Origin of the sequence: Massilia rubra (assembly GCF_011682065.1) — a bacterium.
Taxonomy (GTDB): Bacteria; Pseudomonadota; Gammaproteobacteria; order Burkholderiales; family Burkholderiaceae_D; genus Telluria_A; species Telluria_A rubra.
The window spans coordinates 1-24,319 of the sequence record NZ_VUYU01000017.1; the positions used below are offsets into that span (position 1 = coordinate 1).

Annotated in this window: 23 protein-coding genes and 1 other RNA gene; 12 read left to right on the forward strand and 12 right to left on the reverse strand. The window is 62.9% G+C overall.

Annotated elements, in window-relative coordinates:
• The first annotated feature begins 390 nt into the window (after positions 1-390).
• Positions 391-570, forward strand: a complete 180-nt coding sequence (locus tag F0185_RS22300; protein WP_166896229.1) for a CsbD family protein — start codon at positions 391-393, stop codon at positions 568-570.
• A gap of 76 nt (positions 571-646) precedes the next feature.
• Here the strand turns inward: F0185_RS22300 and F0185_RS22305 are convergent, their stop codons facing one another.
• Together F0185_RS22305 and F0185_RS22310 are read right to left on the reverse strand one after the other, a co-directional pair.
• Positions 647-2,863 (reverse strand): S9 family peptidase, encoded by a 2,217-nt coding sequence (locus tag F0185_RS22305; protein ID WP_167228214.1) that lies wholly within the window; start codon positions 2,861-2,863, stop codon positions 647-649.
• 94 nt (positions 2,864-2,957) lie between these two features.
• Positions 2,958-4,343, reverse strand: coding sequence for an MATE family efflux transporter (locus tag F0185_RS22310; protein ID WP_167228216.1), 1,386 nt, complete (start codon positions 4,341-4,343; stop codon positions 2,958-2,960).
• Positions 4,344-4,517: 174 nt separating this feature from the next.
• Here F0185_RS22310 and F0185_RS22315 point away from each other — a divergent pair, with 174 nt between their 5' ends.
• From F0185_RS22315 to F0185_RS22340, 6 genes are all read left to right on the forward strand, one after another.
• Positions 4,518-5,381 carry a beta/gamma crystallin family protein gene (locus F0185_RS22315; RefSeq protein WP_167228218.1) on the forward strand — a complete coding sequence of 288 codons (864 nt, stop codon included), beginning with the start codon at positions 4,518-4,520 and terminating at the stop codon, positions 5,379-5,381.
• A gap of 99 nt (positions 5,382-5,480) precedes the next feature.
• Positions 5,481-6,404: a DnaJ C-terminal domain-containing protein gene (locus F0185_RS22320; RefSeq protein ID WP_167228220.1), complete on the forward strand. Its 924-nt coding sequence runs from the start codon at positions 5,481-5,483 to the stop codon at positions 6,402-6,404.
• A gap of 3 nt (positions 6,405-6,407) precedes the next feature.
• Positions 6,408-6,737, forward strand: a complete 330-nt coding sequence (locus F0185_RS22325) for a chaperone modulator CbpM (protein ID WP_167228222.1) — start codon at positions 6,408-6,410, stop codon at positions 6,735-6,737.
• 211 nt (positions 6,738-6,948) lie between these two features.
• Entirely contained in the window at positions 6,949-7,539 is a 591-nt protein-coding gene (locus tag F0185_RS22330) for a type 1 glutamine amidotransferase domain-containing protein (RefSeq protein ID WP_167228224.1), read from the forward strand.
• A 157-nt stretch (positions 7,540-7,696) separates the two neighbouring features.
• Positions 7,697-8,233, forward strand: coding sequence for an NADPH-dependent FMN reductase (locus F0185_RS22335; RefSeq protein ID WP_167228226.1), 537 nt, complete (start codon positions 7,697-7,699; stop codon positions 8,231-8,233).
• Between the two features lie 31 nt (positions 8,234-8,264).
• Positions 8,265-8,816, forward strand: a complete 552-nt coding sequence (locus F0185_RS22340) for a DUF5063 domain-containing protein (protein WP_167228228.1) — start codon at positions 8,265-8,267, stop codon at positions 8,814-8,816.
• A 59-nt stretch (positions 8,817-8,875) separates the two neighbouring features.
• Here F0185_RS22340 and F0185_RS22345 read toward each other — a convergent pair whose 3' ends face one another.
• The 5 genes from F0185_RS22345 to F0185_RS22365 form a co-directional block, all read right to left on the reverse strand.
• Positions 8,876-9,346: a hypothetical protein gene (locus F0185_RS22345; RefSeq protein WP_167228230.1), complete on the reverse strand. Its 471-nt coding sequence runs from the start codon at positions 9,344-9,346 to the stop codon at positions 8,876-8,878.
• Positions 9,336-10,466: a class C beta-lactamase gene (ampC, locus tag F0185_RS22350; protein ID WP_370664055.1), complete on the reverse strand. Its 1,131-nt coding sequence runs from the start codon at positions 10,464-10,466 to the stop codon at positions 9,336-9,338. Before ampC ends, F0185_RS22345 begins: the two co-directional genes overlap by 11 nt.
• A 78-nt stretch (positions 10,467-10,544) precedes the next feature.
• Positions 10,545-11,405, reverse strand: coding sequence for a subclass B3 metallo-beta-lactamase (gene bla, locus F0185_RS22355; RefSeq protein ID WP_167228234.1), 861 nt, complete (start codon positions 11,403-11,405; stop codon positions 10,545-10,547).
• A 23-nt stretch (positions 11,406-11,428) separates the two neighbouring features.
• Positions 11,429-13,273 carry a class D beta-lactamase gene (blaOXA, locus tag F0185_RS22360; RefSeq protein WP_167228236.1) on the reverse strand — a complete coding sequence of 615 codons (1,845 nt, stop codon included), beginning with the start codon at positions 13,271-13,273 and terminating at the stop codon, positions 11,429-11,431.
• Entirely contained in the window at positions 13,270-13,653 is a 384-nt protein-coding gene (locus F0185_RS22365; protein WP_187362614.1) for a BlaI/MecI/CopY family transcriptional regulator, read from the reverse strand. The genes blaOXA and F0185_RS22365 overlap by 4 nt, the downstream gene beginning before the upstream one ends.
• Positions 13,654-13,789: 136 nt before the next feature.
• On the opposite strand from F0185_RS22365, the gene F0185_RS22370 reads away from it, so the two are divergent.
• Positions 13,790-14,320, forward strand: coding sequence for a hypothetical protein (locus F0185_RS22370; protein ID WP_167228238.1), 531 nt, complete (start codon positions 13,790-13,792; stop codon positions 14,318-14,320).
• 277 nt (positions 14,321-14,597) lie between these two features.
• Positions 14,598-16,127 (forward strand): PPC domain-containing protein, encoded by a 1,530-nt coding sequence (locus tag F0185_RS22375; RefSeq protein ID WP_167228240.1) that lies wholly within the window; start codon positions 14,598-14,600, stop codon positions 16,125-16,127.
• 404 nt (positions 16,128-16,531) lie between these two features.
• On the opposite strand, the gene ssrA is transcribed toward F0185_RS22375, so the two are convergent.
• Positions 16,532-16,891: a transfer-messenger RNA gene (ssrA, locus tag F0185_RS22380) on the reverse strand.
• A gap of 224 nt (positions 16,892-17,115) precedes the next feature.
• On the opposite strand from ssrA, the gene F0185_RS22385 reads away from it, so the two are divergent.
• Positions 17,116-17,460: an energy transducer TonB gene (locus F0185_RS22385; RefSeq protein WP_167077029.1), complete on the forward strand. Its 345-nt coding sequence runs from the start codon at positions 17,116-17,118 to the stop codon at positions 17,458-17,460.
• A 163-nt stretch (positions 17,461-17,623) separates the two neighbouring features.
• Here F0185_RS22385 and F0185_RS22390 read toward each other — a convergent pair whose 3' ends face one another.
• From F0185_RS22390 to F0185_RS22400, 3 genes are all read right to left on the reverse strand, one after another.
• On the reverse strand, positions 17,624-18,331 hold the full coding sequence (locus F0185_RS22390) for an HAD family hydrolase (protein ID WP_167228242.1): 708 nt from the start codon (positions 18,329-18,331) through the stop codon (positions 17,624-17,626).
• A 28-nt stretch (positions 18,332-18,359) separates the two neighbouring features.
• Positions 18,360-19,055 (reverse strand): bifunctional 2-polyprenyl-6-hydroxyphenol methylase/3-demethylubiquinol 3-O-methyltransferase UbiG, encoded by a 696-nt coding sequence (gene ubiG / locus F0185_RS22395; RefSeq protein WP_167228244.1) that lies wholly within the window; start codon positions 19,053-19,055, stop codon positions 18,360-18,362.
• A gap of 68 nt (positions 19,056-19,123) precedes the next feature.
• Positions 19,124-19,507, reverse strand: coding sequence for a winged helix-turn-helix transcriptional regulator (locus F0185_RS22400; protein WP_229477141.1), 384 nt, complete (start codon positions 19,505-19,507; stop codon positions 19,124-19,126).
• 165 nt (positions 19,508-19,672) lie between these two features.
• Between F0185_RS22400 and F0185_RS22405 the strand changes: the two genes are divergently transcribed.
• Positions 19,673-20,293 carry a glutathione S-transferase C-terminal domain-containing protein gene (locus tag F0185_RS22405; protein ID WP_167228248.1) on the forward strand — a complete coding sequence of 207 codons (621 nt, stop codon included), beginning with the start codon at positions 19,673-19,675 and terminating at the stop codon, positions 20,291-20,293.
• 125 nt (positions 20,294-20,418) lie between these two features.
• Here F0185_RS22405 and ompA read toward each other — a convergent pair whose 3' ends face one another.
• Complete coding sequence (gene ompA / locus F0185_RS22410) at positions 20,419-21,126, reverse strand: outer membrane protein OmpA (RefSeq protein ID WP_167228250.1); 708 nt, start codon at positions 21,124-21,126, stop codon at positions 20,419-20,421.
• Between the two features lie 523 nt (positions 21,127-21,649).
• On the opposite strand from ompA, the gene gyrA reads away from it, so the two are divergent.
• Positions 21,650-24,268, forward strand: coding sequence for a DNA gyrase subunit A (gene gyrA, locus F0185_RS22415; protein ID WP_166890404.1), 2,619 nt, complete (start codon positions 21,650-21,652; stop codon positions 24,266-24,268).
• The last annotated feature ends 51 nt before the right edge of the window (positions 24,269-24,319 follow it).

A 24,319-nucleotide genomic window follows, 5' to 3' on the forward strand; every position in this document is an offset into this window, starting at 1 on the left:
CCCCCCGGGGCCCCCGCGCGGCCCCCCCCCCCCCCGGGGGGCGGCCCGCCGATTCCAAATATGGCTCCGCTGGGGCCCCACCCCGGTGTCGTTTACCGCTTCAGTTCGGGTTTTCCATGCAGGTGGGCAGCAAATCTGCGGTTTCAGCTGGTGTTCGATGATGAAAAGTTTCCTGGCCGGCGGCAGAGTTCCGACTCAAAACCTTTTTATTGCTAATCAGAGGTCAGACCCCGGTTGGGAAGCGATGGTGCCGGGGAAATGTGGAATTTTTTGCTTGGAAATTAATTCTTGTCTTATGTGCGGAAACGAACTGATCTGTTTTGAACTCAGCAGTAAGATGGCTTCACTACATCGCCACTCTTGGCCATGAGCACTTCAAGGAGCCTTACCATGAACAAAGATCAAGTCAACGGCAAACTGCAAGACATCGGCGGCAAAATTCAGGAAGAAGCTGGCAAACTGGTCGGTAGCACCGAACAGCAAGCTAAAGGCCTGGAAAACCAGATCGAAGGCAAAACCCAGGAAAAAATCGGCGACCTCAAAGAAGCCGTCAAGGATGCGACCAACTAATTGGTTCGCTTCATATGAAAACAGCCGCGGATCTCGCGGCTGTTTTTTTTCGTCCAGCGCTTTGCGCCGCTTACGCTTACTTCGGCGCGTCGGCCAGGTTCTTCTTGAAGAACGCTTCGATGGTGCCATACACGTGGCGCTGCCCCGGCCGCGATGAAATCCCGTGCTTGGCGCCCGGGTAGGTCATCAGGTCGAAACGCACGTTGCGGTTGACCAGGCCATCGATCAGGCGCGTGGTGTTGGTGAACAGGACGTTATCGTCGGCCATGCCGTGCACCAGCAGCAGCGGGGACTTCAAGCCGTCCAGGTGCGCGAACACGCCGCTGGCCTTGTACGCGTCCGGCTGCCCCTTCGGCGTGCCGCCCACGTAACGCTCGGTGTAGTGGGTGTCGTACAGCGCCCAGTCAGTCACCGGCGCGACCGAGACGCCCATCGCTATTTTGTCGGACGCGGCCGCCAGCAGGCGCAGTGTCATGTAGCCGCCGTAGCTCCAGCCGAATACGCCGATCCGTTTGGGGTCCACGAAACCCTGCTTGCCCAGCCAGTCGATGCCGGTCAGCTGATCTTCGACTTCGTGCTTGCCCAGGCCATTGTAGATCGCGTCGGTGAAGGCGCGCTCGCGCCGGTACGAGCCGCGGTTATCGAGGCGGAATACCACGAAGCCCTGCTGCGCCATGTACTGGTCGAAGTAGTTGCCCCACTTGCGCGAGACGTGCTGCGAATGCGGCCCGCCATATGTCGACAGGTACACAGGGTACTTTTTCGCGGCGCTGAAGTCCGACGGCTTGATCATCGAGTAGTACAAGGTCTGGCCGTCGTTGGCCTTGATGGTGCCGTATTCGGTGGCCAGGTGGTCGGCTTTGTATTTGGCATACGGGTGCGCGCCATTGAGCTCGTTCTGTTCGAGCCAGCCGACCATCGAACCGTCCGGCCGGCGGATCGAAATCTGCGGCGGGGTCGACGGGTCGGAGAAGGTGTCGACGAACACTTCGCCGTTGCGCGAGAACGCCGCTTCGTGCCAGCCGTCGCCCTTGGTGATGCGCACCGGCTTGTCGGCCCCGCTGCCGTCGAGCGCCAGGGCGTAGGTCTGCTTGTCGATCACCGCGTCGCGGTTCGAGGCGACGTACACGCGGCCGGCCTTTTCGTCCACCGCCAGCACATTGTCGATGCCCCATTCGCCGCCCGATACCGGGTGCAGCAGCTTGCCATCGAGGTCGTACAAATACAGGTGATTGCGCCCGCTGCGCTCGGACGCCCACAGGAAGGCATTGCGCTTGGAGAGGAAGCGCAGGTCGTCATGGATGCTGACCCAGGTCTTCGATGTTTCGGTCAAGAGGGTGCGCTGCGCCAGGGTGGCGGCATCGACCGAGATCAGGTCGAGGCGCTTCTGGTCGCGCGACTGCAGTTGGTACAGCAGCTGCTTGCTGTTGGCGCTCCAGTCGGCGCGCACCAGGTACACGTCGCGGTCCGGACCCAGGTCGACCTTGCGCTGCGCGCCGGTGGTTGGCGAGACGATCATCAGCTCGACCAGCACGTTGGCGTCGCCGGCGGCAGGGTAGCGCTGTTCGACGACGTCGGTGCGGTCGGCAAAAATCTCGAAGCGGCGCACCACCGGCACCGGCGACTCGTCGTAGCGTTTGTAGGCGATGGCCGAATCGTCCGGCGCCCAGTAGTAGCCGGTGCGCTGGCCCATTTCTTCCTGTGCCACGAATTCGGCTTCGCCGTTGAAGATGGTGCCGGCGCCGTCGCTGGTGAGCTGTTTTTCAGCGCCCGAGACCAGGTCGATCACGTACAGGTTCTGCTTGCGCACGAACGAGACATAACGGCCCTTGGGCGAAATCTTCGGATCGGCCACATTGCCCGAGGCGACCTTGCGCGCGGCCTGCGGCTTGGCCGCGTCGACCAGGTACAAGTCGCCGCCGATCGGCACCAGCAACTGCTTGCCGTCCGGCGACCAGCTGTAATTGAGGATGCCGGTCAGGCTGGCGGTGCGCGCGCGCTCGCGCCTGGCCTGTTCTTCGGGCGAGATGGTCTCGTTCGGAACCAGCAGTTTGGAGTCGACCAGGCGCTTCGAGGTCTTGTCCTTCATGTTGAATTCCCACAGGTCGAGCTGGAACTGGTTGTCCTGGCGCCCGCGCAGGTAGGTCACGCGCGCGCCGTCGGGCGACACGCGCAGGTTGCGCACGCCCGGTCCCGCCAGCGCCGGGTCGGCGTGGATGCGGTCCAGTGTCAGGCGTTCGGCGGATGCGGGAACGCTGGACAATGCGGCTAAAAAACAGAGAAGAAATCGCATGGATGTCTCGGGTAAGGTGGATGTGGAGAACTGAGGACAATACCAGAGTTCCGCACCCGTGGGCACCCCCGGCGCCGGCCCCGATCGCACCCGCTCAGGCCTGCGCGCGGGTGCGTGACAGGTGCTGTAAAGACCACGTGAGCAGCACCGCCGCCACGGTCAGGCCCAGTACCAGTCCGATCCAGAAGCCGGCGGCGCCCATCGGCGCTGCCGGCGACCAGGCGAACCACTCAGGCGCGAGGCCAAGTACATACCCGAGCGGCATGGCGAAGCCCCAGAAGGCGAGCAGCTGGATCTGCATCGGCTGGCGCGTGACCTTGTAGCCGCGGATGGCGCTCGAGGTGGCAACCTGGGTGGCGTCGGACAACTGGAACAGCGCCGCGAACAGCAGCAGGTGCGCGCACAGTTCCTGCACCGCCGGGTCGGACGTATAGGCGCGCGCGATCTCCCAGCGGAACACGGCGATCAGCGCCGCCGACAGCAGCGCAAAGGCGAGCGACATGCCCACGCCAACCCAGGCCACGAAGCGCGCCCGCACCGCGTTGCCTTCGCCGAGCGCATGGCCGACGCGGGTCATGAGGCCAATGCCGAAACTGAGCGGCACCATGAACACCAGCGATGAAAAATTGAGGGCGATCTGGCTGGCCGAGACCTGCACCACGCCAAAGCGCGCGATCATCAGGCTGACCGCGCCGAAGGCGCTCACTTCGGCCAGGTAGGTCACGCCGATCGGCAGGCCAAGGCGCAGCATGCTGCCGATTTCCGGCCAGTTGGGCCATTCCCATTGGGTGAACGGGTAGGTCTGGCGGTAGGCCGGGGCGATGCGGATCCAGGCCAGCATGGCGCCGAGCATGAGCCACAGGCAGATCCCGGTGGCCACCGCGCAGCCAACTCCGCCCAGCTTGGGCATGCCCCAGTTCCCGAACACCAGCAGCCAGTTAACGAAGATGTTAAACAGCAGCCCGCAAACGGCGATCACCATCACGGGCTTGGTCTGGTTGATGCTGGCGGTGTAGCCGTACAGCGCGCGGTAGCAGGCAAAGGCCGGCATGCCGATGCTGATCGCATGGACGAACATGGAGGCGTTGGCGGCGACGTCCGGCGTCAAGCCGATATGGTCGAACACGAGCGTCGACAGGTTGGCCGCCAGGCAGGCCACCAGGCCCACGCCAAGGCCCATCCACAGCCCCTGGCGCACCACGTGCGGAATGCGGCCGAACTGCCCGGCCCCGGTTTCGTGCGCGACCACGGTGTTAATCGCCATCATGGTGCCCATCACGGTCACCAGGATGATCGACCAGACCGACGCGCCGAGCGACACGGCGGCCAGTTCGCTGGCGCTGACGTGGCCCGTCATCGCCACGTCGGCCACGCCCATGCCCACGCTGGCCAACTGGCCGACCAGCACGGGCCAGGACAGGCGCCACATGGCGGCAACTTCGGTGCGGATGGGGGCGGGCTGGGTGAGAATGGCGGACATGGGAGCGGCGGTGGAAGCAAACAGTGATTTTACCGGCTAATGGCGTGCAGGGTCGGCGGGTGTTGCTTTAACCAGAGCCGCGTAAAGACTTGTTACACATCTCAGTGCCTGGCCACTGGCGCTGCGGGCGCGGGATGGTCCACAATCGGGGCATTGCATATCGAGGACCATCCCATGCTCAAAACTCCCTTCGCACTCGCGCTGCTGCTCGGCGCCACCGCTTTTGCCCACGCCGGCGAACTGACCCTGTTTTCGCGCGATGGTTTCGATGGCCGCGAGATGACCGTGCGCGCCACCACTCCCAACCTGGTCGACACCGGCTTCAATGACCGCGCCTCGAGCATGATCGTGCGCTCCGGGCGCTGGGAGCTGTGCGAGGATGTCGGCTTCGAAGGGCGCTGCGCGGTGTACGGGCAGGGCGAGTATCCGACCCTGGAGCGCTTCAACGACCGCATTTCGTCGGCGCGCGAGATCATGCCCGAACGCGGACATGGCGGCCCCCGCCCGCGCGACGGCAAGCGCGGGATGATGACGCTGTTTTCGGAGCGTGGCCTGGACGGCGACGCCAAGCGCCTGCGGCGCGACGCCGACGATTTCGACGAGATCAATTTCAACGACAGCGCCGCCAGCGCCCAGGTCATCGAAGGCAACTGGCAGTTGTGCAGCGATGCCGGCTTTCGCGGTACCTGCCGCATCTTCGCGCCGGGCAGTTACGAGGACCTGGGACGCGGCCTGCGCGGGCGGGTGTCGTCGGCGCGCCTGGTCGACGATGACGGCGGCGGCCAGCGCGATGGCGATGTGGAGCTGTTTTCGTCGAGCGGCTTTTCGGGCCAGCGCCTGGTGCTGCGCGACGATACGCGCGACCTGACCGACGTCGGTTTCAACGACCGCGCCGACGCCCTGATCGTGCATCGCGGCCGCTGGGAGTTCTGCAAGCACGCCGATTTCGGCGGGCGCTGCATGACTTACGGGCCGGGCCGTTACGAGCGTCTCGGTCCTATGGGCAACATGATTTCGTCGGTGCGCCGCGTCCGGTAAACAGCTTGGTCAATCGCTTGGTAAATACACAAGGCAAGCGTGCGCTGCGTCCTTCGGCCGCGTTGTAGGATAATCAAAACCGATCCTGGAGCGCCGCCCGTGGAATACAAGGACTACTACAAGACCCTCGGTATCGACAAAGGCGCCACCGCCGAGGACATCAAGAAGGCGTACCGCAAGCTGGTACGTAAATACCATCCCGACGTGAGCCACGCGCCCGACGCCGACCACATGACCAAGGAAGTGAACGAGGCTTACGGCGTGCTGGGCGACGCCGACAAGCGCGCCGCCTACGACGCGCTTGGCCGCAACCGCCGTGCCGGTGAGCAATTCCACCCGCCGCCCGACTGGGGCTCCGGCTTCGACAACGACGGCGCGGCCGGTTCCAGCGATTTCTTTTCCGACCTGTTCGCCCACGTGGGCCGCCGTGTGCGTCCCGGCGCACAAGGCTTCCAGGCGCGCGGGGACGATATCCACGCGGCCATCGCCATCGACCTGACCGACGCCTATCACGGCTCCACCCGCGCGGTGACCCTGCGCGTGCCCCAACATGATGCGCAGGGCAGGGTGGTGACGCGCGAACGCACCGTCCATGTCAACATTCCCAAGGGCGTGCTGCCGGGCCAGCAACTGCGCCTGGCGGGCCAGGGCCATCCGGGCAGCGGCGGCGCGGATGCGGGCGACCTGTTCCTGGAAATTCAGTTCCATCCCGATCCGCGCTACCGGGTCGAGGGCCGCCACGTGTACACCGGCGTGCCGGTGGCGCCGTGGGAGGCCGCGCTTGGGGCCACCATCCATGTGCCGACGCCGTCCGGCCAGGTCGAGGTGAGCGTGCCGGCCGGCTCGCAGACGGGGCGCAAGCTCCGGCTGAAGGGACGCGGCATTCCGGGCAATCCGGCGGGCGACCTGTATCTCATTCTCGAGGTGGTGCTGCCGCCGGCCACCAGCGACCGGGCGCGCGAACTGTATCGCACCATGGCGCGCGAGATGGCGTTTAATCCGCGCGCGCAGGCGGGGGCCTAACACATGGAAACGACCACCATCGTGGGCGTGCTGCTCGACGACGCGGCGCTCGACCTGCACGAACTGGCGCGCACCTGCGGCGTCGAACCGGACTGGGTGGTGCGCCATGTGTGCGACGGCTTGCTGGGCGCGGACGACATCATCGCCCTGGGCATTGACGAGCCAGCCCGTGCGCAGTGGCGCTTTCGCAGCGGCGACTTGCAGCGCGCGCGGCGCCTGGTGAGCCTGGAGCGCGATCTTGACGCCAACGAAGAAATCGCCGCCCTCGTGCTCGACCTGGCCGACGAGGTGAGCCGGCTGCGCACGCGCTTGCGGGTGCTCGGCGGGCTGTAATGGGGGCCTCGAAAAACCGTAGCGAGCGGCTTCAGTTTCGCCCGAGAAGCGCAGCCGTACGAAGGTACGGTGAGCATCGCAGGGCGAAAATGACGCCGCGCAGTAGGTTTTTCGAGGTCCCCTCATGTCGAAGCGGGCGACACGGTTGCGCAAGGGCTTTTACAATCCTCCTTCAATATTAACTATAAATTAATAGTGCAAAGGAGTTCACATGGAACAAAACAATGGCCAGGCCCTCAAGGGCAAGCGTGTGGCGGTACTGATGACCGATGGCGTCGAGCAAATCGAATATACCTCGCCGCGTAGTTTCCTTGAGGAACACGGCGCGACGGTAACCTTGATTTCGCCCAAGGCCAAGGGGGACAAGGTGCAGGGCTTTAACCATGCCGACAAGGGCGACAGTTTCGAGGTCGAGCTGCACATTGCGCAGGCCTCGCCGCGCGAGTTCGACGCGCTGCTGTTGCCGGGTGGCGTCTCCAATCCGGACGCCTTGCGCCTCGACAAGGCGTCGATCGATTTCATCCGCGCCTTCGGCGCCGAAGAAAAGCCGATTGCCGCCATCTGCCATGGTCCCTGGACCCTGATCGACGCCGGCGTCGCCAAGGCGAAGCACATGACCAGCTGGCCGAGCCTGCAGAACGACCTGCGCAACGCCGGCGCCGAGTGGACCGATGAGGAAGTGGTCATCGACGGCCGCCTGATCACCAGCCGCAAGCCGGATGACTTGCCAGCTTTCAACAAAGCCATGCTCAAGCTGCTGTCAATTGATCCGGCCACGGCCGATCGCGGTCCTTCTTCCTGAGTTTGGACCATACCAACGACAAAGCCGTTGACGCATCAACGGCTTTGCGCGTCGCTGGCGGCGCTTACCTAAACGCGCTCAGCGCTGACGCGCATGGCGGCTCGCGGCCGGCCGGCTCTGTTACGATGGTGTTTTTCTCATCAACAACGTTCCACGGATGACTACTCTGCTCGCCATTTCAGGCAGCTTGCGCCGGGACTCGGCCAATACGATGCTGCTGCGCGCCGCAGTCGCGCTGGCGCCCGCCGGCGTGCGGATTGTGCTGTACGAGGGCGTGGACCAGTTGCCGTTTTTCAATCCCGATATCGAGACCGCGCCACCGCCAGTGGTGCGCGAGCTGCGTGGCATGCTGAGCGCGGCCGATGGCATCATCGTGGCCAGTCCGGAGTACGCGCACGGCGTGCCCGGTGCGTTCAAGAATGCGCTGGACTGGCTGGTTGGCTGCGCTGAGTTGGGCAGCAAGCCGGTGGCGCTGATGAATACGTCGGCGCGGGCGGTGCATGCGCATGCCGCGTTGGCGGAAATCCTGACGACGATGGGGTGGACGGTGATTGCGGCGGCCTCGCCGGTGATTGCGGTTGCCAACCGGGGATTCGATGCAGCGCACATCGCGGCCGATCCGGCGCTGGCCGGGCCGTTGCGGGCGGCTATCGAGGCGCTGGTTCTCGCTACGCGGGCCGAGGTCACGCCATGACGGATTTTCAGTGTCCCCGCTGCGACCGGGCATGTCACGCGCCGTTGCCATCTCACATGGCTGCTTGAACAGGGTTAGGATGGACAACACGACAATTTTCGTGCAATCGGCCCGGGATTTTTGCCAGTGGGCCGAAGGCGATTTGCAGCCGGGCGAGGCGCAGGTGCCGATCGCCCGCCGTCACCTGGCGCGGCTGTATGCGCAAGCGCTCGATCTGCCGCAGCGCGATTGCGATTGGGGCGATGAGGCAGCGCAGGTGTCGCATGCAGCATGGCAAGCGATGTTCGCGCGGTTTGGGGCGCTTCCGCTCAATTACTACTCACAGAGCGCCAATGCGCTCGATGTTGTGTGCAGCGAGATGATGATTGGCGACCTGGCCGATGACCTGGCCGACATATGGCGTGACCTGAAGCACGGCCTCAACTTGCTCGATGGCGGCAATCCCGATGCCGCTGTGTTTCAGTGGCGCGAAAAATTCATCATTCATTGGGGGAGCCATGCCGCCAGCGCCTTGCATGTATTGCAGTGCTGGCAACAGGACTCGCCTGGTCCGGACGCCGCTAAAAGCCATTCCCACGCATGATCTGGTGGATTTCCTGGTATTGACTGCGGCGACGCGACAGGTCCGGCCGTGACCCTGATTTAGCTGGCGCCGATGCGCTCGGCAAAATCGGTGCGCAACTCCCAGCGCCGCAAGCATTCCCGGGCGTATTTCCTGAGCATCTGATCCGTGCTCTCTGCAAGTTCTTCCAGCGCAAGACGCGAACCGATGGTGCCGATGGCGGCCAGGGCGTAGGCGCACTTGCGCTGAAACGAATGCTGGTTGTCGGAGTTCACCAGATAGTCGAGATAGGTATTGGCGGCCTGGAATATCGGCGTGACGGTGTGCGGGTGCGCCAGCTCGGCAAGATCGAACACCATTTCTTCGTGTGAAAAGTGCCAGGGCTCCAGCAGCAGCTTACTTAACATGGGGGCAACGCTGGGGTCCAGGGGCCAGGCGTTGCCGCATTCGCGCGCATCGTCGGCGTTTTTGACGCCAGGGCCTTGGCAATCAGCGCAGCTTGCATGGCGTTCCGTGAAATGATGGCCTGCTATCCACGCATTATGGCGCAAGTTGCTCCAGGATCGCGTGGCCCGCTTTGACGCGGTCCGGAATCGGATAATTTTTGTTCGCCAGAATCACGACGGCGATGTTCTTCGCCGGCACGAATGCCGCGTAGTTACCGAATCCGCCCGTCGAACCGGTCTTGTTGAACAGCGTCGGCGCGGATGGCGCCTTGGGGGCGCTGATGCGCTTGGCCGCGTTCGCTTGCGTGATCATGCCGCGCGAGTTGCCGGCCTGCAGTTGCTTGAGGCTGACAGGCCAGGGATATTGCTCCCAGCCGAGCCCCTGCACCATCGCGCCCACCTGGAAGTAGCCGACATGGGTGCCTTGCACCGCGCGTCGCACCGGCTCGTCCAGCTGGCCCGGTGCGATGTTGACCTGCATGAAGCGGATCATGTCGGCGCTGCCCGAATGCACGCCGTAAGCTTGCGGCGCCAGTACGCCCGGGTCCATGCGGCGCGCCTGGTTGTTCTCGTCGTAGCCCCACGCCTGCTTGGCCATGGCGCTGGACGGCACGCGCAGGTAGCTGTTTGTCAGTCCCAGTTGCGCCAACAGTTGCTCCATCGCCTCGGTAAAATCGCGCTTGAGCGCCAATGCCGTCACATGCCCGAACAGGCCAAGACTCGGATTGGAATAGCGGCGTTGCGTGCCGGGGGCGCTCGCCGGCGTCCATTGCCGGAAATAGTCGGCCATCTGGTCGTCGCTTAACGCTTCAGGAAACTGCAGCGGCAAGCCGCCGGCGGTGTAGGTTCCCAGGTTGAGCACGCTCGCCTTGTCGATGCCGCTGCCTTTCAGTTGCACCATGTAGGCGCTCGGGTGCGCGTCCAGCGACAGCTTGCCGCTCGCCTGCGCGTACGAGGCCAGGGTCGCCGTCAGCGTCTTGCTGATGGAGCCCAGTTCGAACAGGGTCGCCTCGCTCACCGGGGTCTGGTCCTTGACCGACGCCAGGCCGTAGTTGAAGAAATAGGCCTTGCCGCCCACCGTCACGGCCACCGCCATGCCCGGTACGTCATGCTCGGTCATGATGGGGGCGATGGCCTTGTCGACAATGGCGCGCAGGCGCGCGCTGTCGTCGGCAGCCCGGCTGGACAGGGGCGCGCAGCATGCCGCGATGAGGGCCAAGGCGATGTGGCTGGTAAATCTTTTCGGCGAAGTGGACACAGCGGTGCTTCCTTTTCTGATGGCGGTGGTCGATGCAAAGGGTGTTTACTGTTGGGCCGCTTCGGCGGCCAGCTTGCGTGCCAGCCTGTCGCGCGCAGCGTTGGCGTAGTCTCGGCAGGCGTTGCGGTCGATAAAGGCGGCGTTGCCCAGTGTCGGCTGTCGGGCCAGGCGCTCCCACAGGTCGCTCCCCTCCGGATGGGCCGAAACCAGCACGTCGCAATCGAACGCGGCGACGGTGGCGATCGATTTTTCGAGCTCGGCGCGCACTTGCGGGTAGGTGGTGTTGGCGCTGTAGCGAAACGGGCCGGCGCTGAACGCATTCAGGCTGTCGGCATACACCATGGCGGCCGTCTTGCCGCCCTCGGACGAGCGCCAGGTCCAGCTGGTGCCGCCCTGCGCGTGGCCCGGCGTGTAGTGCGCGGTGACCGACAAGGGGCCGAGCTTGATGATCTCGCCATCCTTGACGGCGCGTGTGTTGGCCACGGTGGCCGTGGTCGGCGGCAGGTTGGTGTATTGCGGGTCGCCCTTGCTGGTGGCGCCGGTGCGCAGGACTTGCTCGCCGTGCACGCTGGCCAGCACGGTGGCGCCCGACAGGCGCTGCAGTTCGGCAATGCCGCCGGCGTGGTCGAAGTGCTCGTGCGAATTGAGGATGTACTTCACGTCCCCGATCTTGAAGCCCAGTTGGCCGATGTGCCGCACGATCTGGACTGCTGATTCCGGACTGCCGCCGTCGATCAGGATGTGCCCGGCAGGGGAGGTGATCAGGACCGCGCTCAGGCCGCGCACGCCGACGTAGTAGGTGTTGCCGAACAGGGCGAACGGTTCTTGCGGGTCGTTCCAGTCGGCGCCAAGCGCTGGCGTGAGCGGCAGGGCGGCCAGCAGCGTGGCAATGAGCAGGTGTTTCATGTTGTCTCCTTGGTGAGGTGGGTTTACTTGAGCGCGTCCAGGCGGGCAGGCAGCTCGCGCAGGAATGATTTTTTGGTCCTGGTGCCGGCCGCCTGCCCTTCCTGGCGTGGATCGAGCACCAGGCGCGCGAAGATCACGGTGCGGCCGCCCTTGCTTGCCCAGCCAACAAACCAGCCGTATTCGTGCTTGGGATCATCGGGACCGGCAACGGTGACTGGCGCCGAGGTGCCGGTTTTGCCGTGGATTTCCCAGCCGTTTTGCAGGTTGTCGAGCCTGGTGATGCGGGCGGTCATGTCGTACGCCGCCGGCGTCAGCCCGAGCTCGCGGTTGACTATTTTGCGCAGGAAGGCAACCTGTTCGACAGGTGAAATTGCCAGGGTCGAACTGATCCAGGAAAGCGGGAGGACCTTGTCCTTGCCGGCGTCGCCCAGTACGTTGCGGTTACCGTAGTCGAAGCCATTGATATAGCGCTGAAGTTGTGCCGCGCCAAGGTGAGCGGTGACTTGCTGGGCGTACCACACGGTGGAATTGCGCATCCAGCTGGTCGGGTCGGTGCTCGCGCGCCAGGAATCGATCCAGTCGGCATAGCCTTCCTTGAACGCCAGTACCGGGGCGTGTTCGTCGCGCAGGAAGCCGCTGTCGTAGCCCATCAGGCTGACGACAATGTTGAAGGTCGACGCCGGCGTGACGCGCTCGTCGCACTGGCCTTCGTGCACCAGCCGCTGGCCGCTGGCGGCGTCGATCATTTCCGTGCAGCTCAGCAAGACGGATGATGCGCTGGCGCTGGCCGGCGCCGGCGATGCGTTCTGTGCCGCGTGCGGGGCGGCGTCGATTCGCCAGGCCAATGCGGGCTGGAAGGCAAGGCTGCCCAGCACGATGCCTGCGAGACTGGCGAGCGCGGCGCAGCGTGCCCACGGGGTGCGCGGCGCGCTGGCCGGTTCGCGGATCAGCGCGATGCGCGCCGCCACGCTGCGCTCGCTGACGCCGCCGAAGGCCAGCGCTGTCGCGACTGTGTGGTGCTGCAGGCGCAGTTGCGCCACCAATGCCGCCGCGTAGGCCTTGCGCTGGACCTGGGGACGACCGCGCAAAACATCGCGATCGCAGCCGAGTTCCTGCGCCCAGGACAGGTTGACCCGCAGCAGCCGCATGAAGGGGTTGAACCAGAGCAGGGTCTGGAGCAGCACGCCGGCGCTCATCCATTGTAGGTCGTGGCGCCGCAGGTGGGTCAGTTCGTGGGCCACGATCAATTCCTGCTGCACCGGCGCCAGGCTGCGCAGGTGGCGCGGCAGCAGCAGGCGCGGCTTGAGGAGGCCGAACAGCATGGGCGAGATGGGGGCGTCGACTTCAATCACGTCCGGCGTGCCTGCCGCTTGCGCGGGACCGGCAAAGCCGTCGTGCGGGTGCGGGCTGGTCATGCGCGATCCGGTCGCGGCCAGGCCGTTGAGCATGCGCCGGGCACGCACCAGCTTGGTGATCGAATAGCCCAGGCCGAGCAGGTAGATCAGCAGCCAGGCTTGTGCGCCGCTGGCAAGCCAGGGTTTGTCGCGCGCCTGGATGGGTGGGTTGGCCGGTGTGCCGGCCCCTGGCGCGGCTGCGGCTGTGGTGGCTGGGGTGGGCACGCTCGCTTGCCTCGCAGGCTCCAGGTCGATCTGCGGGATGATGCGCAGGCGTTCGCTGTGCGGTAGCAAGATCACCAGGAAGGCCGCCACGATCGTGATCTGGCTCAGCAGCCACAGAGAGCGCTGCGCGGCGAAATCGGGCAGGCTGCGCCGGCACAGCGCGGTGACGGCCCACACGGCCAAGCCGGCGGCCAGGCAACCGCCGCTGGCCAGCAGGAAGCGCGATATCAACAGGTCGGCCGGGCTCATTGCTCGTCACCGTTGTCGTCGGGCCAGTCGGTGAGCAGTTGCTCGAGCCGGGTCAGCTCGGCGTCATCGACGAGCTTGCTGCCGGTAAACATCGTGACCGGCAAGGGCGCGTCCATCTCCATCACGCGCTTGCCGAAGTCGTGCGCGAAGGAGGCGAGGGTGCCAATTTTTTCCAGGACGGCTTGATACACCTGCACGCCATGCAAGGTGGATTGGGTGATGGAACCCTTTTCCAGCATGCGTTCGAGGGTCTTGCGCGTGGAGGAGTACGACCAGCCAAGTTCGGCTTCAACCTGCTGGTGGATTTCGCGCGCGCTCAGGGGCTGCTGCCGCCACAGCGATTTGAGGACGATCAGTTCGGAGATGGAGGGGATGGCCATGGGATTTTTTATGTGTGCGACGAGTGCCACCATTATGTGACATATGTCGCACCAACGTCAAGCGCGATGATGCTGGCGTTTTCGGGGCGCAGCACCAGGTCGCCTGTTACTGAATGTCTTGATGGAGCCGCCGTCGATGCGCACCGTTGTAGCCTGTTTGCTTGCCGCCCAGTTTGCCGCCTCCGGCGCGATGGCTTGTCAGCCCCTGGAAGCCAAGTTGTGGGCTGAAACGCCGCGCCGGGTGAAGTCCAATTTTGATGGCGCGCAGTTTGTCGTGGCAGCTAGCGTGATCGACGTGAAAATGATGCATGAGGCCAGGCCGCCTCATCCGGATTTCAAGATGACATTCGAGCGCGCCAAATTTCGGGTCGACCGGATGTTCAAGGGGACGGTGAAGGCCGGCGATACGTTTGTGGTCGACTCGGGAATCTCCTCATGCGGGCGCGGCGTGAATCCGGACATCATGAGCGTGACTGGCTCCGGTTCTAAAATGGCGCGTTCGCAGGACTATCCGAAGCAGTGGCTGATTTATCACACGAGTCAGCCGCACTTCCCTGATTCGCAGTTCCAGTCCCCCGCGTTTGAAATCCAGGACTCGCCGTTGAGCAGGCCGCTCGAACAGGCTTCCTATGATGTGGAAATCCTTGAGAAACTGCCTGGCGGCTGACGCTCCGGCCTGTATGGCGCGCTCTCCGTGCGCCGAATCCCGCCCGTCTGCGCAGGGCAGCATTGCCATCGGATCGCAGTGCATCGCAAGCTGTCCACAGCGCTCGGTTGCGGCTTTTTTGTGCCCTTCAGCAACGAATTATCTAAATGTAAGATTGCTTTCTCGACAAAGTTGAGAGCGCTCAGTAGACTGGAAATGCTCAAATGCAACGTGTAGATGGGACACGGAAGCGTGCGCTTCCGCCCCGTCGCACGCTCATCAATTTACCAAGGGTCTCATGATGCTTCTCCGTTTGTCGCCGGTTTCCCTCACCGGGTTCGTCCTTTCAGCAGCGTTGTCCCTGCACGCTACCAGCGCCGTCGCCGGCGCCTTGGGTAGCGAATATGCGCTCACTTCCTATCCATCGACCGGGCGCAACATGGTCTACTGTAACAAAGCCCCCAACGGCGACCGCCTGGTGCTGTGGAGCCTCGGGGAAGACAATTTCACGCTCATGCTGAACCGGGTCGATGCGAATCGCAATCAGATCGGACCCGTGGCGGACATGCGGCTCGACGCCGACGTGCTCGCAGTTGCCAGCAATAAGGTCGGTGGCTTTGTTGTGTTGCGAAAAGTGATCAGCGACAGTACCGCGAATCTCTATGCGACCGTCTACAACCGCGCTGGCAACATCGTCGTCCCTGCGGTGCAGGTGAACACGGCTCCCGCACCGAGCCAGGTCTACGGCGATATCGCTATGGCGCCCGATGGCAGCTTTACCGTGGCGTGGTACACCTGGGAGAAGTTTCCTAATGTACTTTACGCACGACGCTTTTCCGCAGCGGGGGAGTCGCAGACGTATCAGACGATCATTGCCTCCGGTGTGGAACTGAGACTGCAAAATCTGGCGATCGATGCGGGGGGCAACCAAGTGATTACGTACGCTTCCGTGGACACCGGCGTGCGCTTCGATCTCTGGCAGAGCCGTTTCGATTACGCCAACGACCGCTATGAGAAGCCCTCGCGCGTGAATGTGGATGTGACCCGCTCGCATATGGGCGGCAGGCTGTCGATGAATGAAAGCGGTAACTATGTGGTGACATGGAGCGCGCCGACGGAGGATGTGAACAAGCACAAGGTCTACGCCCAGTTATTCTATCGAAATGGCGCGCGTGCCCCTGGGCCTGTCGTCGTCTCCGAGACAGCGTCGTACGATGCCCAGACTGGTTCGGCCCTGTTCGCTAACAATAGTTATGCGGTCACCTGGGCGGAAGTCATTGGGGGCCTGCGTTACATCAAGTCCCGTCAGGTTGATGGGGCCAACGGGAATTTTCTAGCGGAGTTGGTGGTGTCGCCCGGTTTGCAGAACGTAACCACGAATGCCTTGTGTTCGGATCCAAGCGGTAGCTATTCAGTGCTGTGGGGAGATGTGCGTGGCTTTAATACGCCCCAGGCGACGGGGGACGTGAGGGTGCGCGATTATGCTGCTGATACGATGCCCGTCATCGTTCCGATTGGCAACAACCAGATGGCGACGAATATGTCGGCGCAGACCGGTTATTGGCGCTATTTTAAGGTGACGGTACCGGCCAATACCAGCGGGTTGCGCGTCGCTTTGAGTTCGCAAAGTACGCCAGCCAGCGGGAATGCCGATCTGTATGTGCGGTATGCGGGACTGCCGACCTTGAGTACCTTCGATGGGCGTACGAGTACAGTCGGTAATACCGAGGCGCTGCAGTTCGGCGCTGTGCCGCCAGGGGCGTTTTATGTAGGCGTGTTTGCGCAGGCAGGGTATGCGGGGGCGAATTTGAGCGTTAGTTACTACTGATTTTTTTCAGGCGTACGCTGCGGCGATGGCTGAAGGCGCCGGGATGCGATTCTCGCTGGCCGCTTGAGCTTAGGTTTCTTTTGTGAATGATGCAGAGAAGAAAAAACCGCCGAGGGCGGTTTTTTAAGTGCAGAGGCGAAAGGCAAGAAATCGCGCAGCGATTTCCCTCTGGTCAGGGAATCGGAGAGCCTTGCGCTTGCAAGCGCAAGTCGCTTCGTGGGCGCCGGGCATGCCCGGCGAATTCCCGGATAGTAGCCTCGCGCTTGCAAGCGCGAGTCGCTCCATCGGCGTCGGGCATGCCCGACGAATTCCCGATTCCGCCCCCGACGCCCGCGGCTTCGATTCCCGCCGCCCGTTAGCGCAAACGAAAAAAAACCGCCCAGTGGGCGGTTTTTAGGATGCTATGGTGGAGGCGGCGGGAATCGAACCCGCGTCCGCAAGCACTCTACAGACAGTTCTACATACTTAGCACTGCCATTTAATTTAACCGGTACAACGCGGACGTGCACGCTGTGTACAAGCGAGTTACCTATTATTTAGTCCGGAACTAAGTAACCCAGTTCAAGACGAGTCCCTGTAAATGACTCTAGAGCTTTTGACGGCCCACCCCAGGGACGAGGTGTTCTAGAGCTAGCAGCAATTAAGCTGCGAGTGCGTACGAGTTATCGTTTGCAGTTAAGTTTTTCAGGTTGTATTTACGAGGTAGCCCGCCCTCGGTATGCCCTGCGCTGCTTTGCAACCCACGTCGAAACCAGGTCGCCCCCACAGAACAGCCATTGTACCTCAAATCCACAACACTGTGCCACTCTCGTGTCAAGCAAAACATCGTGGTCAAGGTGTCAAAAAATGACCACAAAAGAAAACAAAATTTCTCAAATGCATCAAATTAATTGCCACATGGCACTTTTACAGCTATTCTCTTGGCTGTGACGATGACTTCGCAGTCCAGTCAAACCCTCTAACCGATCTCCAGGAGAACAGCATCATGATGACCAAGACGACCTTCCGCCTTTGCGCAGCACTGATCGTGGCAGCGACCGCCAACGTGGCATTCGCAGCTGACGTACCAGCGGTGTTCGACGCCAAAAGCTGCAAGGCCGACTATCCTAAAGCATCGTTGATGAACGAAGAGCAGGGCGTCGTCAGCATGGCTTTCCTGGTGTCGGCCGAAGGCAAAGTGCTGGAAGCGAAACTGGACAAGACCAGCGGTTTCAAGAGTCTGGACAAAGCCGCGATGAGCGCCATCAGCGCCTGCAAATTCAAGCCGGGCAGCAAAGACGGCCGTCCTGACAGCACCTGGACCAAAGTCGAATACAACTGGACCCTGAGCTGATCGATCAACGCCGGACCATGCGCCAGTAAAAGGCGCATCGTCTCTCGTCGAATCAACAACGCCTGGCCGACGCTTGAAAAAGCGGGGCCAGGCGTTTTGTCGTTGGCGGCGTGCGACGGCGCCCGCCAGGGCGCGATAGTGAGCCTGAGCCGGCCGTCGCGCTTTACGCCACCAGCGCCGCCGGGGTGGTCGCACCGACCGTCGTGCGCAGCAATTCCAGCAGGTCCTGCGGCGTGTCGAGCAGGTAGTCGGCGCCCCATTGGGTCGGTTCGACCGCGCCGCAATAGCCCCAGGCACAGGCCACGGTGATCATGCCGGCCGCGCGCCCGGCTTCGATGTCGCGCAGGTCGTCGCCCACATACCAGCACTGCTCGGCCGCAATGCCGAGCCGGCGCGCGCCTTCGAACAGCGGCGCCGGATGCGGCTTGGCGTGCGCGGTGGTGTCGCCGGAAACGATGCAGCCGGCGTGCTCGAGGCCGATCAGGGGAATCAAGGGGTCGGTGAAGCGCGCCGGTTTGTTGGTGACGATGCCCCACGCTATGCCTGCTTCGCTGATGCCGGCGAGCAGTTCCGGCACGCCGCCGAACAGGGTGCTGTGCGATGCCATGTCGGCCTGGTAGTAGTCGAACCATTTCACCCGCAACGCTTCGTAGCCGGCGTCGCCGGGCGCAAGGCCAAACGCGGCGCCGATCATGCCGCGCGCGCCGGCCGAGGCGGTCGGGCGCAACAGCGCGTACGGGGTCGGCTCCAGGCCTCGGTCGGCGCGCAGGCGGTTGACCGCCGCAGCCAGGTCGGGGGCGGTGTCGGCCAGGGTGCCGTCAAGGTCGAACAGGACGGCGCGCGGCGCCGCTGGGGAGGAAGGGAAGGTCATGGCGGCGGCTCGGCGGTCGAGTGGGACTTTACAGGGGACGGCTGCAGGCAACCAGGTAGTTGACGCTGGTGTCCTGGTTCAGGGAGTAGATCTTGGTCAGCGGATTGTAGGTCATGCCCTTGAGGCCGTCTACCTGGAGTCCGGCTTCACGCGCGAATTGCGCCAGTTCCGACGGGGTGATGAATTTGCCGTAGTCATGGGTGCCCTTGGGCAGCATGCGCAGCAGGTATTCGGCGCCGACCACGGCGTATAAATAGGCTTTGGGATTGCGGTTGATGGTCGAGAAAAACACGTGCCCGCCCGGCTTGACCAGGGTCGCGGCAGCTTTCACGATGGCGCCCGGATCGGGAACGTGCTCGAGCATTTCCATGCAGGTCACCACGTCGTATTGCCCGGCTTCGCGCGCGGCCATGTCTTCGGCGGCAATCAGTTCGTAGCGCACTTGCACGCCGGACTCCAGGCTGTGCAGGTCGGCTACCTTGAGCGCCTTGTCGGACAGGTCGATGCCGGTGGCGTCGGCGCCTTTGCGCGCCATCGATTCGGTCAGGATGCCGCCGCCGCAGCCGATGTCGATCACTTTCTTGCCGGACAGCGCGGCGCGCGCGTTGATCCATTCGAGGCGCAGCGGGTTGATTTCGTGCAGGGGCTTGAACTCGGACGTCGGGTCCCACCAGCGGTGGGCAAGTTCGCTAAATTTCTGGATTTCTAGAGGGTCGGCATTCATACGCGGAATAATAGCGGGAAATCGGGGAATGCGACGGACGCATGCATAAAAAAACCCGGTCGCCGCCCTCAGTCCCGATCCGTCCCGGCGCCGCTCGCGTCGATGCTGATCTTGCCGCTGTCTTGCTCCACCTTGAGCCGTTCGCCGATACGGGCGATTTCGTTGATGGCCGGAAGCAGTTCCCGCCCCAGCACGGACAGGCCATATTCGGCCGAGGGCGGCGAGGTGGCCATCAGCGTGCGGATGATGACGCCTTTCTCTTCCAGGTCTTTCAGCCGGCCCGACAAGACCTTGGCGGAAATGCCGGGAATGTCGGCGCGCAGTTCGCCGAAGCGGCGCGCGCCGCCGCTGAGGTTCCACAGCAGGGTCGGGGTCCAGGCGCCGCCCAGCAGCCACATGCAGGTACCCACCGCGCAGCGTGGTATCGGCATGGCGACTTTACTCTTGCGCATCTTTAAGGCCATTCCGAATGCCGCTCCCATCAATGACTTACCGTGCGGTGACTTAGTTACCAAACGGAAACCGGATTATTCTTCTGACCCTGGGTTACCAGGTATCCTTTGGTAACCATGGCCGCTATTATACGGACCTTCTTCTCCACCGAAAGGATTGTCCTGATGAAGCTGTACTATTCCCCCGGCGCTTGCTCGCTGGCGCCGCATATCGTCTTGTGCGAAGCGGGTGTGCCGCACCAATTGATCAAGGTCGACCTGCGCCGCCATCAGTTGCCCGACGGCGCCGATTACTATGCCATCAACCCCAAGGGCGGCGTGCCGGCCATCGACATCGGCGAGGGGGTGGTGTTGACCGAGGGTGTGGCGGTGCTGCAGTACCTGGCCGAGCGGCACGCGCCGGCGCTGGCGCCGGCCAAGGGCACGCTGGAGCGCGCCCGCTTGCACGAAATATTGAACTATGTGTCGTCCGATTATGCCAAGGCGTATACGCCGTTGTTTTACCTGGCCGAGGGCGCCAGCCGCGCCGATGCACAGCGCCCGGTGATCGCAAAACTGGGCTACCTCGACAGCCTGCTGGCCGATGGCCGCGCCTTTATCCTGGGGCCGCAATTCTCGGTGGCGGATGCGTATTTGTTCGCCGTGACCCGCTGGGCCAGCGACTTCGGCATCGGCCTCGACGCCGTGCCGGCATTGCAGGCCTACATGGCGCGGGTGGCGGCGCGCGCGGCGGTGCAACAGGCGCTGCTGGCGGAAGGACTGGCTGTGCGCAGCGCGCAGGGCTGACGATGGCAGCAGGCAAAAAAACACCCCTGCGCGAGGGGTGTTCATTTGACGATGCGAATCGTCGTCCCAGTCAGCTTGCCGGCCCGACCGAACGGCCGTGCAGGACAAGCTGTCAGGCGCGCAGCTTACTTGGCGCGGGTGCCGACGACTTCCACTTCAACGCGGCGGTTCTTGGCGCGGCCTTCAGCGGACTTGTTGTCTGCCACTGGCTGCGTTTCGCCCTTGCCTTCGGTGTAGATGCGGTTCGCTTCGATGCCTTTGGCTTGCAGGTAAGCCTTGACAGCTTCGGCGCGGCGGATCGACAGCTTCTGGTTGTAGGCATCGGTACCGACCGAGTCGGTGTGGCCGACGGCGATGATGACTTCCAGGTTCACGCCTTGCAGTTTCGAGCCCAGGTCGTCCAGCTTGCTCTTGCCTTCCGCTTTCAGGACCGACTTGTCGAAGTCGAACAGCGCGTCAGCGGAGAAACTCACTTTTTCCGACGTCACGACTGGACCTGCAGGCTGTGCTGGCTTTGCGTCCGGGGTGATCGGTGGCTGCACAATCGCTGCTACTGGCGGCGTGACGCATTTGCCGTTTTCCAGTTTCGCTGGCTCGACGCACAGGGGCAGGTCGCAACCTGGGACGGCATCGGCCGGGGTCCAGTAGCCGGTACGCCAGCACAGGCCGAAAGGATCGCGCGCGATCACGCCACGGGCATCCTGGACATAGGCGCTGTTTGGTTTCGGTGCCATGATGTCGGTGGTCACAGGTGCGAACGGTGGCGACTGTTGTGCCAGTGCGCTGCCTGCGATCGCGGAGGCGGCGAGCATGAGCGAGACGAGTTTTTTCATAGTTTTTCTTCCTTTCGGGGGTGATATCCGCAGCTTTATAGCTGCGCAACTTTTCGAGCGTGGACAAGATAGTAACAGCTTGCCCCAGCCATTACCCGTGACAGTTTCGTGACAGCTTATGAAACAGGCAATTAACTTCTGGGTCATTCTGCCACATGCGCTTAATTAGCACGAAGGCTGTTAAAACTTTCGTGCCGCAATGGGCTGCATCATGTTGTATTCGTGCAACATCGTGTCTGGCTTGTCATCATCGGGTTGACAAAATATGAACGTTTTTATGATTTCGATCAGCCTTGTTCCATTGCCTTACATTTAGGATTTGCGCAACTGCCATACCGCGCATGCTAAAATCCCACGCTTGTCTGTAGCTAAGTCGGTGGGCGCACCATCGTTGTGCACCTGTCGCACTGGCGGCATCGAACATGCAGCAGGGGACGTCGCACATTGCGCAGAGCAGCCGGTGTCGATGTTCCAGCAATTTGCGTACAGCTAATATAACCACAGCCTGAGATCAGTCCCGCCAATGGATCAATTCGCAAAAGAAACAATCCCTATTTCCCTCGAAGAAGAGATGCGCAAGAGCTACCTCGATTACGCGATGAGCGTGATCGTCGGCCGTGCCTTGCCGGATGTGCGCGACGGCTTGAAGCCGGTGCACCGCCGCGTCTTGTTCGCCATGCACGAAATGAACAACGTGTACAACCGCCCGTACGTCAAGTGCGCGCGCGTGGTCGGCGAAACCATGGGTAAGTACCACCCGCACGGCGACGCGTCGATCTACGACACGCTGGTGCGCATGGCCCAGGATTTCTCCTTGCGCTACACCTTGATCGATGGCCAGGGCAATTTCGGTTCGGTCGACGGCGACAGCGCCGCGGCCATGCGTTACACCGAGTGCCGCCTCGACAAGATCGCCGGCGAGATCCTGGCCGATATCGACAAGGACACGGTCGACTTCCAGCCCAACTATGATGGCAAGGAAAAAGAACCGACGGTGCTGCCGACCCGGATTCCCAATTTGCTGATCAACGGTTCGTCCGGCATCGCGGTCGGCATGGCCACCAACATCCCGCCGCACAACCTGACCGAGATCGTCAACGGCGCCCTGCACGTGCTGCGCAATCCCGACTGCACCATCGACGAGCTGATCGAGATCATTCCGGCGCCGGACTTCCCGACCGCCGGCATCATCTACGGCGTCTCGGGCGTGCGCGACGGCTACCGCACCGGCCGTGGCCGCGTGGTCATGCGCGCCAAGACCCACTTCGAGGAATACGGCAAGGATGGCGGGCGCATCGCGATCATCGTCGACGAGCTGCCGTACCAGGTGAATAAAAAGTCCCTGCTCGAGCGCATCGCCGAGAACGTGCGCGACAAGAAGCTCGAAGGCATTTCCGACATCCGCGACGAGTCCGATAAGTCGGGCATGCGCGTGGTCATCGAACTGAAACGCGGCGAAGTGCCGGAAGTGGTCCTCAACAACCTGTACAAGCAGACCCAGTTGCAGGATACCTTCGGCATGAACATGGTCGCGCTGGTCAACGGCCAGCCGAAACTGCTGAACCTCAAGCAGATGCTGCAGTGCTTCCTGTCGCACCGCCGCGAAGTGGTCACGCGCCGCACCGTGTTCGAACTGCGCAAGGCGCGCGAACGCGGCCACATGCTCGAAGGCCTGGCGGTCGCCCTGGCCAATATCGACGACTTCATCGCCATCATCAAGGCCGCGCCGTCGCCACCGATCGCCAAGACCGAACTGATGGCGCGCGCCTGGGATTCGTCCCTGGTGCGCGAAATGCTGCTGCGTACCGCCGAAGGCACCACCATCGGTGGCGTCGAAGCGTTCCGTCCGGAGCACCTGCCGAAGCACTACGGCATGCAGCCCGACGGCATGTACAAGCTGTCCGACGAACAGGCGCAAGAGATTTTGCAAATGCGCCTGCAACGCCTGACGGGCCTGGAGCAGGACAAGATCGTCAACGAGTACAAAGAGATCATGGCGCACATCGCCGACCTGCTCGACATCCTGGCCAAGCCGGAGCGCGTCACCGTCATCATCACCGACGAAATGACGGTGATCATGAACGAGTACGGCGTCGGCAACAAGGACGTGCGCCGCTCGACCATCGAGCACAATGCGACCGACCTGGAAACCGAAGACCTGATCACGCCGCAGGACATGGTCGTGACGCTGTCGCACACCGGTTACATGAAGTCGCAGCCGATCTCCGAATACCGCGCGCAAAAGCGCGGTGGACGCGGCAAGCAAGCCATGGCGACCAAGGAAGAAGACTGGATCGACCAGCTGTTCATCGCCAACACGCACGATTACATCCTGTGCTTCTCGAACCGTGGCCGCATGTACTGGCTCAAGGTGTGGGAAGTGCCGCAAGGCTCGCGCAACTCGCGCGGTAAGCCGATCGTCAACATGTTCCCGCTGCAGGACAACGAGAAGATCACCGTGGTGCTGCCGCTGTCGGGCGTGAACCGCACCTTCCCGGAAGACCACTACGTGTTCATGGCGACCAGCCTCGGTACCGTGAAAAAGACGCCGCTCAAGGACTTCAGCAATCCACGCAAGGCCGGCATCATCGCGGTCGACCTGGACGACGGCGACTTCCTGATCGGCGCCGCACTGACCGACGGCGAGCACGATGTGATGCTGTTCTCCGACTCCGGCAAAGCCGTACGCTTCGACGAGAACGACGTGCGTCCGATGGGCCGTACCGCGCGCGGCGTGCGCGGCATGAACCTGGAAGAGGGCCAGAACGTGATCGCCCTGCTGGTGGCCGAAAACGAGCAGCAGTCGGTGCTCACGGCGACCGAAAACGGCTTCGGCAAGCGTACGCCGATCACCGAGTACACCCGCCACGGGCGCGGCACCAAGGGCATGATCGCGATCCAGACCAGCGAACGTAACGGCCGCGTGGTCGCCGCCACCCTGGTCGAGCCGAGCGATGAGATCATGCTCATCACCACCGGCGGCGTGTTGATTCGCACCCGCGTGTCGGAAATCCGCGAAATGGGCCGCGCCACGCAAGGCGTGACCCTGATCGCGGTCGAAGACGGCACCAAGTTGAGCGGCCTGCAGCGCATCGTCGAAACCGACCTCGAAGACGTCGACCTCGAAACGCCGCCGGAGTAAAAACGGCATGGGGCCGGTCTTGTTTTCGCACTTCGTGCGAGAATGACGCCG